The organism is Streptomyces sp. NBC_00388 (assembly GCF_036061255.1).
In the GTDB taxonomy this organism is placed as follows: domain Bacteria; phylum Actinomycetota; class Actinomycetes; order Streptomycetales; family Streptomycetaceae; genus Streptomyces.
In genome coordinates, this window is sequence record NZ_CP107948.1 from 4909569 (window position 1) to 4923539 (window position 13971).

At 71.4% G+C, this 13971-nt stretch carries 11 protein-coding genes; 6 read left to right on the forward strand and 5 right to left on the reverse strand.

Annotated elements, in window-relative coordinates:
• Nucleotides 1-85: 85 nt before the first annotated feature.
• From OG917_RS22130 to OG917_RS22145, 4 genes are all read right to left on the reverse strand, one after another.
• Nucleotides 86-2938, reverse strand: coding sequence for an NHLP bacteriocin export ABC transporter permease/ATPase subunit (locus tag OG917_RS22130; RefSeq protein WP_328319342.1), 2853 nt, complete (start codon nucleotides 2936-2938; stop codon nucleotides 86-88).
• Between the two features lies 1 nt (nucleotide 2939).
• Nucleotides 2940-5180, reverse strand: coding sequence for an NHLP family bacteriocin export ABC transporter peptidase/permease/ATPase subunit (locus OG917_RS22135; protein ID WP_328319343.1), 2241 nt, complete (start codon nucleotides 5178-5180; stop codon nucleotides 2940-2942).
• Nucleotides 5177-5983 (reverse strand): HlyD family efflux transporter periplasmic adaptor subunit, encoded by an 807-nt coding sequence (locus OG917_RS22140; protein ID WP_328319344.1) that lies wholly within the window; start codon nucleotides 5981-5983, stop codon nucleotides 5177-5179. Before OG917_RS22140 ends, OG917_RS22135 begins: the two co-directional genes overlap by 4 nt.
• 86 nt (nucleotides 5984-6069) lie before the next feature.
• A complete protein-coding gene (locus tag OG917_RS22145; protein WP_328319345.1) occupies nucleotides 6070-6297 on the reverse strand; it encodes a type A2 lantipeptide in 228 nt (75 codons plus the stop codon).
• Between the two features lie 451 nt (nucleotides 6298-6748).
• On the opposite strand from OG917_RS22145, the gene OG917_RS22150 reads away from it, so the two are divergent.
• Entirely contained in the window at nucleotides 6749-7576 is an 828-nt protein-coding gene (locus OG917_RS22150; RefSeq protein ID WP_328319346.1) for a S1 family peptidase, read from the forward strand.
• A 132-nt stretch (nucleotides 7577-7708) separates the two neighbouring features.
• On the opposite strand, the gene OG917_RS22155 is transcribed toward OG917_RS22150, so the two are convergent.
• On the reverse strand, nucleotides 7709-8746 hold the full coding sequence (locus OG917_RS22155) for a chitinase (RefSeq protein ID WP_328319347.1): 1038 nt from the start codon (nucleotides 8744-8746) through the stop codon (nucleotides 7709-7711).
• A 268-nt stretch (nucleotides 8747-9014) separates the two neighbouring features.
• On the opposite strand from OG917_RS22155, the gene OG917_RS22160 reads away from it, so the two are divergent.
• The 5 genes from OG917_RS22160 to OG917_RS22180 are packed head-to-tail and all read left to right on the forward strand — an operon-like array spanning nucleotide 9015 to nucleotide 13968.
• Nucleotides 9015-9872 (forward strand): hypothetical protein, encoded by an 858-nt coding sequence (locus OG917_RS22160; RefSeq protein ID WP_328319348.1) that lies wholly within the window; start codon nucleotides 9015-9017, stop codon nucleotides 9870-9872.
• Nucleotides 9869-10582 carry a Flp pilus assembly protein CpaB gene (cpaB, locus tag OG917_RS22165; RefSeq protein WP_328319349.1) on the forward strand — a complete coding sequence of 238 codons (714 nt, stop codon included), beginning with the start codon at nucleotides 9869-9871 and terminating at the stop codon, nucleotides 10580-10582. The genes OG917_RS22160 and cpaB overlap by 4 nt, the downstream gene beginning before the upstream one ends.
• 7 nt (nucleotides 10583-10589) lie before the next feature.
• The gene (locus tag OG917_RS22170; protein WP_328319350.1) at nucleotides 10590-12200 is read left to right on the forward strand and encodes an AAA family ATPase; all 1611 of its coding nucleotides are present in this window, start codon (nucleotides 10590-10592) and stop codon (nucleotides 12198-12200) included.
• Nucleotides 12197-12634: a TadE/TadG family type IV pilus assembly protein gene (locus tag OG917_RS22175; RefSeq protein ID WP_328319351.1), complete on the forward strand. Its 438-nt coding sequence runs from the start codon at nucleotides 12197-12199 to the stop codon at nucleotides 12632-12634. The genes OG917_RS22170 and OG917_RS22175 overlap by 4 nt, the downstream gene beginning before the upstream one ends.
• Nucleotides 12631-13968: a CpaF family protein gene (locus OG917_RS22180; protein WP_328319352.1), complete on the forward strand. Its 1338-nt coding sequence runs from the start codon at nucleotides 12631-12633 to the stop codon at nucleotides 13966-13968. Before OG917_RS22175 ends, OG917_RS22180 begins: the two co-directional genes overlap by 4 nt.
• Nucleotides 13969-13971 lie beyond the last annotated feature (3 nt).

The window sequence follows — 13971 nt, forward strand, 5'->3', positions numbered from 1 at the left end:
CCGATGTTCAGTTCCGACGGGCAAGGCATCCCGGCAGGCCGCGAGGTCGCGAACCTCCGAGGTCACGCCACGCTCACGGAAGCCGCTATGCCATCTGGCGCCGCACCAGCTCGTGCAGGTGGCCGCCCGTCTCCGCGAGCAGCCGGTCCGGCGGGCCCTGCTGGACGATGCGGCCGTCCGCCATGACGACGACCCGGTCCGCGTCCATGACCGTCGACAGGCGGTGCGCGATGACGATCCGGGTCGCGTTCAGCGCGCGCGTGCTCTCGATGACAGTGCGCTGGGTCTCGTTGTCGAGTGCGCTCGTCGCCTCGTCGAAGAACAGGACGCGGGGGCGCCGGATCAGCGCCTGCGCGATCATGAGGCGCTGGCGCTGGCCGCCCGAGATCGCGCCGCCACCGGCGATCAGTGTGTGCAGCCCCATCGGCATCCGCTTGATGTCCTCGGCGAGACCCGCCATCGCCGCCGCCTCCCACGCCTCCTCCTGCGTGAACACCTCCGCACCGCAGATGCAGTCCAGGACCGAACCGGTCAGCGGCTGCGCGTTCTGCAGCACGACCCCGCACTGCCGGCGCACCGCCGCCTGGTCGAGCGCCGTGAGATCCTGACCGTCGTACAGGACACCGCCCGCGACCGGCCGGTCGAAACCGATGAGGAGACGCAGGAGCGTCGACTTGCCGCAGCCGCTCGGGCCGACGACCGCCACGAACTCACCCGGCCGGACGGACAGCGACACGTCGTCGAGGACGAGCGGACCGTCGTCCGTGTACCGGAAGGACACCCCGCGCGCCTCGATCTCACCCGTCAGGACACCCGGCTGGGTGCTGGCGGCGCGCACTTCGGGCGCCTCGTCGAGGACCGGCTTGATCTGCTCGAACATCGGGAGTACCGCCGCCGCCGAGAGCGTCGCGCCGGTGAGCTGAGTGACCGAGGTGAGCAGCATCGTCACCGCCGTGCTGAACGTGAGGAAGTCGCCCGCCGACATGCTGCCCCGCGCCGGACCCGCAAGCAGCATGAACATCACCAGCGAACACAGCGGCAGGTAGACGGAGTTGAGGACCGTGGTCAGGTTCTTGACGCGTCCCGCGCGCCGCTGGAGCTCCCGGCTGCGCGCGAACTCCGCGGCCCACGCGGCGTAAGCGAAGCTCTCCGCTCCCGCGACGCGCAGCTTCGGCAGGCCGCGCAGTGTCTGGAACGCCTGGTTGTTGAGCTTGTTGCCGAGCACCACGAGGCGCCGCTGCCAACGCAGCTCCCACAGCCCGAGGGTGAGGAAGACGGCCGCGATGACCGCCAGCATGCCGAGGGCGGTCAGGGCGAGGGGCACGCTGTAGCAGAGCAGCAGGACGAGGTTCATCACGCCGACCGTGCCCGCCTGCACCACCAGCGGCCCCACCCCCGACAGGAGCCGGCGGATCGAGCTGATGCCCATCGCGGCACTGGCCAGCTCGCCGGTGGAGCGGGTGGCGAAGAAGCGCGTCGGGAGCCGCAGCAGCCGGTCCCACACGGCCGGTTGGAGAGCACCTTCGATCCGGCCCTCCAATCGCAGGACCGTCAGGTTCTGCAACAGCATGAAAGCCGCCGACACGATGCTCGTCACCATCACCGCGAGGGACACCTGGACGATCAGATCCGTCTCGCCGTCCGGCACGTACGCGCCGAGTACCCGCCCGGTGGCGACCGGCACCAGGGCGCCGATCGCGACGGTCACCAGGCCGGCGCCGAGCAGGTTCCGCAAGTCGCCGCGGGTGCCGCGGGCACTGAACCGGAGCAGCCGCAGCGGGCCGAGCGGCCGGTCGGGCAGTGGCCGGTACAGCATCACGGCCCGCGGTTCGAAGTCGTCGGCGTTCTCCTCGCCTATCCGGGCGCGCCGTCCGCTGGAGGGATGGACCGCCTCGTACGCGCCGCGCCGCCACAGGAGCGCGACCGGGGCGCCTGACGCGGCCCGGTGACCCACCAGGGGGCCGGTGTTCTCGCGCCACCAGCGGCCGTCGAGACGGACGGCCCTGCTCCGGATCCGTGAGGCGACCGCGATCTGTTCGACCGGGTCGGTCCGCTCGCTCACTGCGCCGATCCGCGCGCGCTCGGTCAGCACGATCCCGGCCGCTTCGGCGACCAGCTCGCACGCGGCGTACGTGGCGTCGTCCCCGCTCGCGGAAGGCGTGCGCCGCGCACCCCTCCTTCCCTGGTGGCCCATGGAAGCGATCAAGGTCCGGTCGGCGTTCTCGCGGACGGTCTCGCCCGCCTTGATACCCGCCGCCGTACGGGTCTCGTGCGCGCTCTCCAGGCGTTCGATCCACCGGTCGAGGGCCGAGAGCAGCCGGAACTGCTGATTGACCATGCGCTGCCACATCGCCCCGTCGACCAGCAGGTCGCCCGCCGCGTCCGCGCTGTACGACGCCCCGTACTGCACGCTGCCCGGCATGACCGGCAGCCACAGGACGTCGTCGTCGCCCACGGAGTCGTCACCGGCGGTCCTGCCGTCGAGCGGAGCCTCGAACAGCACCTGCTGGCTGCGGCCCACGCCCAGTGCGAAGGCGTGCTCCAGCAGGCTCAGGGCCGAGTCCTGGGTGTCGTACTGGCTGAGGTACTCCTGGCCGTACGCCCACGAGCCGTCGCCTTCGGGGCGCTGCAGTTCCCGCAGTGCGATGCGGCGCAGCACGCAGCCCCGGAGCGGCCGTCCCACGAGGGTGTGCTGGGGGCCGTCGACCGGACCGAGGAGCAGCGTCCCCGCCTTGAGCCGCCCCAGGAAGTGCCAGTGTCCCTGCGCGACGGCGTCCACCGCGAACAGGTCGAGTGCGCCGGCGACGACGAGCCACAGGACCTGGGGCCCGCCGAGCGGGAGGCTGCGCAGGCCGGTGCAGTCCACCGGCACGCCCAGGGCGCCGAGCGCTGAGGTCACCTGGTCGCCCGCGGCGTTCTCCTGGTGTGTGTACGTCACGTCAGTGCTCCCTGACCAGTTCCGCGTACGGCCCTCCGGCGGCGACCAGTTCCTCGTGGCGGCCGCGCTCCACGATCCGGCCGTGGTCCAGGACCACGATCTCGTCGCTGTCGCGGACCGTGCTGAGGCGGTGGGCGATCACCACGCAGGCGCAGCCGCGGCGGCGCAGATTGTCGATGATGGTGTGCTCGGTCTCGGCGTCCAGGGCGCTGGTCACCTCGTCGAGCACGAGGATGCTCGGCCGCCGGACCAGGGCCCGCGCGATTTCGAGCCGCTGGCGCTGGCCGCCGGAGAAGTTCCGTCCGTCCTGCTCGACGCGGCCCTGGACGCCGCCGGGCCTGCGCGCCACGACGTCGTACAGCGCCGCGTCCTTGAGCGCGTCGACGACCGCCTCGTCCGGGATCGAGGGGTCCCACAGGGTGATGTTGTCGCGGACCGTGCCCTCGAACAGGAACACGTCCTGGTCGACGAAGGACACGGACGCCGTCAGCGCGCCCCGCGGGATGTCGTCGAGGCGCTGCCCGTCGATCCGGATCGTGCCCTCCCACGGGCTGTACAGACCCGATATCAGGCGCGACACCGTCGACTTGCCGCTTCCCGAGCCGCCTACGAGGGCGACCTGCTGCCCCGGCCCCACGGCCAGCGAGAAGCCCGTCAGGAGGGGTGTGTCGAGCGGGCTGTAGCCGAACGTGATGTCGTCCAGTGTGACGTGCCCCTTCAGGCGCCGCGTGCTGGTGGCCGTCCCGGAACGGGCGTACAGGGAGTCCGCGGGGAAGCTCTCGACGTCCTTCAGGCGGGTCACGTCGGCGGCGAAGTCCTGGATGCGGCCCGCGACGCCGTTGAGGCGGGTGATCGGCGCGGTGAAGCGGACGACGAGTGCCTGGAACGCCACGAGAAGCCCCACCGACAGATGTCCGTCGACCGCGCGCAGACCGCCGATCCACAGGATCAGTGCGCTGTTCAGCGTCGCCAGGGTCGGTGCCACGACGCCCAGCCACGCGCTCGGCACCCCGAGACGCTGCTGCTCCTCCAGCGTGGTGGCGTGCTGCCCGGCCCAGCGCCGGAAGTAGCCGTTCTCGCCACCCGTGGCCTTCATCGTCTCGATCAGCTGAAGGCCCGTGTACGAGGTGTTGGTGAGCCGGGCGGTGTCCGCGCGCAGCTTCTGCGTGCGTGTGGCGCGCAGCCGGATCACGATCCGCATCGCGACGACGTTGCCGAGCGCGACGCCGACGCCGACGAGCGTCAGCTGCGGGTCGTACGTCCACAGCAGTGCCGCGTAGAGCAGCACCACCACGCCGTCGACGCCTGCGGCGGTCAGGTCACGCGCGAGGGTCTCGGCGACCGCGTCGTTCGACTGGAGCCGCTGCACCAGGTCGGCCGGGCTGCGCTGCGCGAAGAACGTCACGGGGAGCCGCAGCAGATGGCCGAGGAAGCGCGCGCTGCTGAGCGTGGACGAGATGATGCGCCCGCGCAGCAGGTTCGCCTGCTGGAGCCAGGTGAGGACGGCGGTGAGCCCCACCATCGTGGCCATCGAGGCGAACAGCGCGCCGAGGAGCGAGGTCTGGTCGCCGATCAGGAACATGTCGATGTACGTACGGCTGAGCGCGGGCAGCGCCGCCCCGGTCGCGACCAGGAGCAGACTGGCGACGAGCGCGGCGAGCATGGTGCCCGTGGTGCCGCGGAGCCGTGCGGGCAGTGCACCCAGGACGCCCGGCCTGCGCCCGCCACCGCGGAAGTCGCCGCCCGGTTCGAGGACGAGGACGACGCCGGTGAAGCTGGTGTCGAAGTCCTCGGCGGGCACGAACCTGCGGCCCTTGTCCGGGTCGTTGATGTGCACACCGCGCCGCCCGAAGCGGCGGCCCATGCCGTCGTAGACGACGTAGTGGTTGAACTCCCAGAAGAGGATGGCGGGCGCCTCGACCTCGGCGAGGGCGGCCGGCTCCATCTGCATGCCCCTGGCGGTCATGCCGTAACGGCGCGCCGCCTTCAGGAGGTTGCTGGCCCGTGAGCCGTCGCGCGAGACGCCGCAGGCGATGCGGAGCTCTTCGAGGGGGACGTGACGGCCGTGGTGGGCGAGGACCATGGCGAGGGAGGCGGCGCCGCACTCGACGGCCTCCATCTGGAGGACGGTGGGGGTCCGGACCGTTCCGCGACGGCGCCGGGGCCCGGGTGCGGGGCGCGCCCTGCGGCGGCCGTGGCCGGCCGGCGGCAGCTTCTGCTGGGCGGCGGGGGAGGAGCTCACGGAAGCAGCCAATCGATCGGGCGCTGTCCGGCGAGGTGTACGGCGCCGGAGGCCGGGGTCATGGAGTCGAGCCGGTACGGCGGTCCGCCCGCGGACGACCACAGGTAACCCGACTTGGTGGAGGACGAAGCGGTCAGTTTCACGAGCACCGCGACCGCGGGGCCGCTCTCCGTGAACTGCCGGGCCAGTTCCTTGTCGCCGAGGAAGCCGGCGACCTGCCGGCTGGTCTGCGCGCCGCGCCCCACCGCCTGGACGCGTCCCCGCAGCACCCCGTACTGCTGTGCGGGAGCCGACTGGACGGTGAGATCGACGTCCGCGCCGACCGGCACGGTCCCCGCGCTGTTCGCAGGGACGTACACCATCGCGAGCAGGGGGTCCCCGGCGCTGCGGGTCTTCTCCACGGTGGCGACGTCGGCGCCGGTGGTGACGACCGCGCCGGTCCCGGCGGAGAGCGTGGTGACGCGGCCCGCGTCGATGGTGCGGACGAGCCGGTCGCCCTGCGCCGTACGGACTCTGAGGACCGGCGCCCCTGCGGTCAGGCGCTGCCCCTCCTTGGCGAGCACACCCGTGACCTGCCCGGTGACGGGGCTCTGGAGGACGTAACTGCCCTGCGCGTGCGTCAGGATGCCGGGCACGCGCAGCGTCGACGACACCGACCCGGTCACCGCCCACACGGATGCGGCGGCCATCACGGCGATGGTCACCACCAGGGCGAGCAGGCCCTGCGGCCTGGCGAGACGCACGGGAAGGTCGAGTTCCTCCGGCGACTGCAGCTTGGACAGGGCCTGTTGGCGGAACTGCACGGGTTCTTCCCTTACGTTGCGAGCACGGGAGCGCCGACGGGCCCCGGAACCGGGGAGTGGTTCCGGGGCCCGTGTGGAGCCGTGACTCAGGCGCCGGCGGTGAGGCCGGTGACGGTGCCGGTGACGGCGCCGAGGTTGACGCCGGTCAGGCCCGCGGCCGTGCCGGTGACGCCGGCGACGACGCCGGAGACCGGGGCGATGGAGTCGACCGTGCCGGTCACGTTGTCGGCGAGGCCGCCGATGAGGCCGCCCGAGACATTGTCGAGGTCGGCGTCGGAGATTTCGAGGGTCTCGACCTGGGGAGAGGTGTTCATGATGTGAGCGGGCCCTTCTCTTGGTAATACGAGCGAGCGGGAACAAATGGAGCGACTCCCGCGGTGCGGAGGATCAAAGCACGACGGCGCCTCCCGCTTCCACTCGGAAGGCCCCCGGTCAGGGGCTGTGCGGCCAAGGAATTGCGGCCGAGTGCAGGCCCGTTCACCGGGCCGGGACAGCGCCTTCACCGGATATACAGGTCCGCATTGCAGGGCGTGCTGTGAATTTCAGCAAAATGGACACTCCCGCATTTATGACCAAGGGCGGTTATGCGGTTCGTGCCTGTTCTCGGGACGCCGTGACCGGGCTGCGCATTCGGTGTGCAGGTTTACTGACGGTGCTCGTGGGGCGGCCGGGGTCCCACGAGGTGCCCTTCCCCGGCAGCCCCTCTTGCGTTAAGAATGCGCATGTCAAACCGGAAGAACTTCGGTCACAGAGGGGACCCCCCACATGAAGAAGCCTCTCGTCGGCGCACTGCTCGCCCTTTTCCTGACGGGCGCGGCAGCGGCACCCGCGGTGGCGGCCGGCGGCCACCCCGCGGCCAAGGCCGCCGACTTCGCGGGAACGGTGGCGCTGAGCAACTGTTCCGGCTCCGTCGTCCGCGTGCCGGACTCCCAGCCGGGCGATCCCGCGCTGGTGCTCTCCAACGGCCACTGCCTGGAGACCGGCTTCCCGGCCCCCGGTCAGGTCATCACCGACCAGCCGTCCACCCGCTCCTTCTCGCTGCTCAACGCGGCCGGCAGTTCGGTCGCCACCCTCAAGGCGAGCAAGGTCGCCTACTCGACGATGACCGACACGGACATCACGCTCTACCAGCTCACCTCCACGTACGCGCAGATACAGAGCAAGTACAAGATCGCGGCGCTCACGCTCGACGCGGCGCACCCCGCGCAGGGGGCCGCGATCAGTGTGGTCTCCGGGTACTGGAAGAAGATCTACAGCTGCAACACGGACGGATTCGTCTACCGCCTCAAGGAGGGCGACTGGACCTGGAAGGACTCGCTCCGCTACACCTCCGCCTGCGACACCATCGGCGGGACCTCGGGATCGCCGGTGGTCGACACCGCGACCGGCAAGGTCGTCGCGGTGAACAACACGGGCAACGAGGACGGCGAGCGCTGCACGGAGAACAACCCGTGCGAGGTGGACGAGCAGGGCAATGTCACCGTCCACCAGGGCATCAACTACGCCGAGGAGACGTACGGGATCGTGCCGTGCGTCGGCGCGGGCAGCAAGATCGATCTGAGCCGCACGGGCTGCGCCCTGCCCAAGCCGTAGCGCTCGGGCCGCACGTGTGACGGCGTCCGCCGGTCCTCCGGCGGACGCCCGCCGCGGCGGATGCCGTCCCCTGCGCGCAGCGGCAGCGCCGCCGGGGGAGCGGCGGCGCTGCCGTGCTGGGTGCGGCGGGTGCTACAGGCTGTGGACGTGCGGCCCGACCGCCCCGGACCAGGCGTTGCCCGACGTGGCGTCCCAGTTGGTGGACCAGGTCATCGCGCCGCGCAGCCCCGGGTAGGTCTTCGAGGGCTTGAAGGAACCGCAGTTGCTTCCCTTGGTGAGGCAGTCCAGCGCGTTGTTGACGACGCTCGGCGAGACGTAGCCGCTGCCCGCGGCACTGGACGATGCGGGGACGCCGATGCCGACCTGTGAGGGGTCGAGGCCGCCCTCCAGCTGGATGCAGGCGAGCGCGGTGAGGAAGTCCACCGAGCCCTGGGAGTAGACCTTGCCGTCGCAGCCGAGCATGGAACCGCTGTTGTAGTACTGCATGTTGACGACGGTCAGGATGTCCTTGACCGCGAGCGCCGTCTTGAAGTACTCGTTCGACGTCGACTGCATGTCGATGGTCTGCGGGGCCATGGTGACCACCAGGCCCGAACCGGCCTTCGCCGCCAGGGACTTGAGTGCCTGTGACATATAGGTGGAGTTGAGGCCGTTCTCCAGGTCGATGTCGACGCCGTTGAAGCCGTACTCCTGCATCAGCGCGTAGACGGAGTCGGCGAAGTTGCCCGCCGATGCCGAGTCGCTCACCGAGACCGTGCCGTTCTGGCCGCCGATGGAGATGACGACGGACTTGCCCGCTGCCTGCTTGGCCTTGATGTCGGCCTTGAACTGGTCGGCGGTGTAGCCGCCGAGCCCCGCGGAGTCCAGGTTGAAGGTGACGGCGCCCGGCGAGCTCCCGGTGTCGGCGAAGGCGACCGCGATGATGTCGTAGTCCGCCGGTACGGCGCTGAGCTTCTGGACGGTGGCGCCGTTGTTGAAGTTCTGCCAGTAACCCGTGACCGCGTGGGCGGGCGGCGCCGCCGTGATCGCCGGCGCCGCCGCGGCGGACCTGTGCGCGGTGGCCGTGCCGTCCGCGGCCTGGGCCGTCGTTCCGGTGAGGGAGAGTGCAGCGGCGGCGAGGGCGGCCACGGCCGCGCCGAGCCAGGCGCGGGTGGAAGATCCGGATGTCACGAACGGCCTCCAGGTGGGGGTGCTGAGAAGCGGAGCGAAAATGCGGAACGGTGGCCACCGCCGAGTGCCCCCAAGCTGGTCCAGACCAATTGCATTGTCAAGGGATCCGGCGCGAAGGAGCCGTGTTCTCCACGGTTTCTCCGCCTGACGGGCCGCGCCGCACACAGTCCAAGATCCAATGAATCTTGGGCAGTTGTGGCTCTTCCGGCGGGTCCCCTGGATACAGTGCTGGTGCAGGAGCAACCCGCTGTGAACGGGGGACCACGACGTGCCGACCGCCATAGCTGTCACCAGCGGCGATCTCGTGCTGCCGCCTTCCGACCGGCACACACCCCTCGCCGCTGTGCTCCAGCCCCCCTCCGCGCAGCCGTTCGAGGCCTCCATCGCGGAGCTCCACGCCCTCCTGGAGCAGCACGGATACGTCGTCGTGCCCTACGCCGCGGCGCTGCCCGCGCCGTACGTCCAGCGGCTGCACGCCGTCCGCTCGGTACTGGAGAGCGACCGTATCGCCCTGCTGCCCGTCGGTCTTCCGCCGCTCGGAGTCGCCGTACTCGCCCGGCAGCTGCGCCAGCTCTCCGTCTGCGACTTCAGCCCCGGGGTGCTGGCATCGGCGGGACGGCTGCTCGCCCACTACATCTACGCGGGAGCGCTGCTCCCGACGGTCACCAGGCTCGACCACGTACCGGTCTCCCTGACCGCACACGCCAAGTCCTGGATGCCGGGCACCCAGTTCGCCGTCCTGGCCTCACCCGCGCCACAGCTGGCCAAGGTGACGGGCGCCGAGCCGGGCCTGCTCGAAGGGCCGGCGTTCGCGACGCGGCTGCTCGTCGCCCGGGGGCAGCTCCAGTCCGACTGGGTCTCGTCGGTGCTCGCCCCGGCCTGGCAGGTCCAGGGCGTGCTGGAGACCGCGCTGCCCGCCGACTCGCCCGGCTGGTGGGCCACGCCCCGGCTGGTGGAGTTCGCCGCCGCCATCTCCGACGTCTCCGTCCTCCACCAGCTGGTCTCCTCCGTACGCCGCGAGCCGTGCCGCTGGTGCGGGCTCGAACTCATAGGAGACCGCTGCGGCTTCTGCTCCGCACCGTTCGCCGATCCGCACGCCCAGCTCGAGAGGTTGCCCGCCCAGTGAACTCCCGCCAGCGCCGCGGCGTCGTCCTGCTGATCCTGTCGGCCGTCTGCGCCGTCGCCGCGATCATCGGCGTGCTCTCGGTCATCCGCGACGTGAACACGAAAGTCGGCCCCGAGGTCACCGCGTACCGCGTCCGGAGCGACATAGCCCCGTACGAACAGCTCACCGCGGGCGACTTCGAGGAGACGCGGATGCCCCGGCGGTGGCTCTCCGCCAACGCGGTGACCGATCTGGCCCAGGTGCGCGGCAAGATCGCCGTCACCCAGCTGCGGAAGGGCTCACTGCTGCAGAGCGACATGATCGTGCGGCATCCCGAACTCGGCCCGGGCGAACAGGAGATCGCCATCATGATCGACGCCTCCACCGGGGTGGCCGGCAAGATCACGCCGGGCTCCAGTGTCAACATCTACGCGACGTTCAAGGGCGACGACAAAAGCGTCCCCGACACCTCCAAGGTCATCGTCTCCGGCGCGCGCGTCGTGGATGTCGGCAAGCTCACCGCCCTCGACCCGGACCAGAGCGAGAGCGACCGCTCCCGGCAGGCCACCGACGCCGTCCCGATCACCTTCGCCCTGAAGACGCTCGACGCGCAGCGGGTCGCGTACGCGGAGTCCTTCGCGACACATGTCCGGCTGGCGCTCGTCGCCGCAGGCAGCAGCACGACCGTCCCGCAGCGCGACCGCACCTACACCCTCGACGGCGACAAGTGAGGGACAGATGACGACTCGCATCCTGCCCGTGGCCGGCGACCCGGACGCGGCGCGCGCGGTGATCACCCTGCTCAGCCAGCTCCCGGACGCGGAACCCTTCCCGCCGGTCGCCGACTCGACCTCACTGCTCGACCTGCTCGCCCGGCTGGCAGCCGAATCGCTCGACGAGCTGCCCGAGGTCGTCCTGGTCCACGAACGGACCGGCCCGGCCCCGGCGCTGGAGCTGATCAGGGAGGTGGCGCTGCGCTTCCCCGCGGTCGGCGTCGTCCTCATCACCGCGGACATCAGCCCGCTCCTGTACACATCGGCGATGGACGCGGGCGCGCGCGGCCTCATCGGACTGCCCCTCGGCTACGAGGAGCTGGCGGCCCGGGTGCAGAACGCGGCCTCCTGGTCCACCGGCGTCCGCCGCCACCTGGGCGGCGGGCCCGATCCGGCCGCCGGGCCCGTCGGCACGGTCGTCACGGTCACCGGCGCCAAGGGCGGGGTCGGCGCCACCGTCACCGCGGTGCAACTGGCCCTGGCCGCCCAGGCGTCCGGCCGGTCCGTCGCCCTGGTCGACCTCGACCTCCAGTCCGGTGACGTCGCCTCCTATCTCGACGTGCAGTTCCGCCGCTCCATCGCCGACCTGGCGGGCATCGCCGACATCTCCCCACGGGTCATCCAGGACGCGGTATACGCCCACCCCACCGGCCTCGGACTGCTGCTGGCACCCGGCGAGGGCGAGCGCGGCGAGGAGGTCACCGACCGGGTCGCCCGGCAGGCGATCAGCGCCCTGCGCAACCGGTACGAGATCGTGGTCGTGGACTGCGGCACCCAGCTGACCGGCGCCAACGCCGCCGCCGTCGAAATGGCCGACCACGCCCTGCTCCTGGTCACCCCCGACGTGGTGGCCGTCCGGGCCGCCAAGCGGATGGTGCGGATGTGGGACCGGCTCCAGGTACGCAAGGCGGAGGAGACGGTCACCGTCGTCAACCGGGCCACCCGGGGCGCGGAGATCCAGCCGCCCCTGGTCGAGCGCATCACCGGTACGAAGGCTGCCCGTGCCGCGATCCCGGCCGGGTTCAAAGAGCTCCAGGCGGTCGTGGACGCGGGCCGTATGCAGGACCTCGACAGCCGTTCCACCGTCAAACAGGCCCTCTGGGGCCTGGCCGGGGAGCTCGGTCTGGTGAAGGCCCCCGCGTCGGCCTCGCACGGGCGGGGCGGCCGGGGCGGGCGGCTCCGCGGCCGGGGCAGCCGCCCGGAGGGCGACCGCGGCGCCGTGCTGGTCGAGTTCGCCGGGATGGCCCCGCTGATCGCCTTCGTCCTGGTGGCGATGTGGCAGTGCGTGCTGTGGGGGTACACGTTCTCCCTCGCGGGCAACGCGGCGGACGAGGCGGCGCGGACGGCCACGGCCTCGTACGCGGTGGACGGTACGACGGCGGGCTGCCAGGAGGCGGGCCTGAAACGGCTGCCGGCCAACTGGCGCGGGGCAGCGAGCGTCGACTGCGCCCCGTCGGGCGACCTGATGAAGGCCACCGTCCATCTGCGCACCCCGGTGCTCTTCCCGGGGGCAGGGAACTTCCCCTGGCCGGTGGACGGGAGCGCGGGGGCCGCGCTGGAGGGGGACGGGGGATGAGGGCGGCCGCACGGCGTACCGCCCGCGGGGCTCTGCCGCGCGCCCGCGCCCGTCTCCGCGCCCGCCTCCGCCGCGACGACCGCGGCACGGCCATCCTCGAATTCACCGGCATGCTCCCGATCCTGCTCTTCATCGGCATGGCCGCCATCCAGCTCGGCATCGTCGGCTACACCGCAGGCCAGGCAGGCACGGCGGCCCGCGCCGCCGCCCGTACCGAAGCCCTGGAGGCCGGGACCGGCGCCGCCGCAGGACAGGACGCCGTGTCCGGCTGGCTCCAGGGCGACACCACCGTCTCGGTCGGCGGCGGCGACACCGTACGCGCGACCGCCACCATCTCCGTCCCCTCCGTCCTGCCGGGCTTCCACCTCTTCGGCCCGGTCCACCGCACCGTCGCGATGCCGAACGACACCACAGCCGAAGGTGAGGCACCATGAGCCTGCGGTCCCGCATCGCCGCCCCCGAGGAGCACGGCGGCGGCCGGGAGGACGGCCACCAGGTCGCCGTCTACCGGGCCAAGCTCCTGGAGGAGATCGACCTCGCGGAGATGTCCTCGCTGGCCGCCGCCGACCGGCGCGCCAGACTGGAGCGGGTCCTCGGCCACATCATCAGCCGCGAGGGCCCGGTGCTCTCCACCGCCGAGCGCTCCCAGCTGATCCGCAGGGTCGTCGACGAAGCGCTCGGCCTCGGCGTCCTGGAACCGCTGCTCGAAGACGCCTCCATCACCGAGATCATGGTCAACGGCCCCGACTCGATCTTCGTGGAGCGGGCCGGACGCGTCGAGCAGCTCCCGATGCGCTTCGCCTCGACCGAGCAGCTGATGCAGACCATCGAGCGCATCGTGTCGACCGTCAACCGCCGGGTCGACGAGTCCAATCCGATGGTCGACGCGCGCCTCCCGTCCGGCGAGCGCGTCAACGTCATCATCCCGCCGCTCTCGCTGACCGGCCCCACCCTCACGATCCGCCGCTTCCCCCGGGCGTACCGTCTCCAGGAGCTCATCGCACTCGGCACGCTGGACGAGCAGATGCTGCTGCTGCTCTCCGCCTTCGTCCGGGCCCGCTTCAACGTGATCGTCTCCGGCGGCACCGGCTCCGGGAAGACCACGCTCCTCAACGCGCTGTCCGGCCTCATCCCGGACCACGAACGCATCATCACCGTCGAGGACGCGGCGGAACTCCAGCTCCAGCAGGCACACGTCGTCCGGCTGGAGACCCGGCCGGCCAACGTCGAGGGGAACGGCCAGATCACCATCCGCGACCTCGTCCGCAACTCGCTGCGGATGCGGCCCGACCGGATCATCGTCGGTGAGGTGCGCGGAGGCGAGACGCTCGACATGCTCCAGGCGATGTCGACCGGTCACGACGGGTCCCTCGCCACCGTGCACTCCAACAGCGCGGAGGACGCCCTGATGAGGCTGCAGACCCTGGGCTCCATGTCCGAGGTGGAGATCCCCTTCGAGGCGCTCCGCGACCAGATCAACAGCGCGGTCGACGTCATCGTCCAGCTCACCCGGCACGCCGACGGCTCCCGCAAGGTCAGCGAGCTGGCGCTCCTCGTCAGCCACGGGCGCGAGCGGTTCCAGATCGCGACGGTCTCCCGGTTCCGTGCACAGCCGATGGACTCCGACCGGGTCGTGCACGGCCGGTTCGAGCACCTGCCGCTGCCGCGCAGGATCGCCGAGCGGCTGTACCTCGCGAACGAGGCGCTGCCACCCGCGTTCGGCGTGGTGGAAGCCGTCGACCCGCTCAACACGAGAGAGGCGAGGTAGGGC

Bases quoted from the DNA above. Each gene is read 5' to 3' on its own strand.
- OG917_RS22175 (WP_328319351.1), top strand. From the start codon at position 12,197: ATGAGGGCGGCCGCACGGCGTACCGCCCGCGGGGCTCTGCCGCGCGCC.
- OG917_RS22180 (WP_328319352.1), top strand. From the start codon at position 12,631: ATGAGCCTGCGGTCCCGCATCGCCGCCCCCGAGGAGCACGGCGGCGGC.
- OG917_RS22150 (WP_328319346.1), top strand. From the start codon at position 6,749: ATGAAGAAGCCTCTCGTCGGCGCACTGCTCGCCCTTTTCCTGACGGGC.
- OG917_RS22170 (WP_328319350.1), top strand. From the start codon at position 10,590: ATGACGACTCGCATCCTGCCCGTGGCCGGCGACCCGGACGCGGCGCGC.
- OG917_RS22145 (WP_328319345.1), bottom strand. From the start codon at position 6,297: ATGAACACCTCTCCCCAGGTCGAGACCCTCGAAATCTCCGACGCCGAC.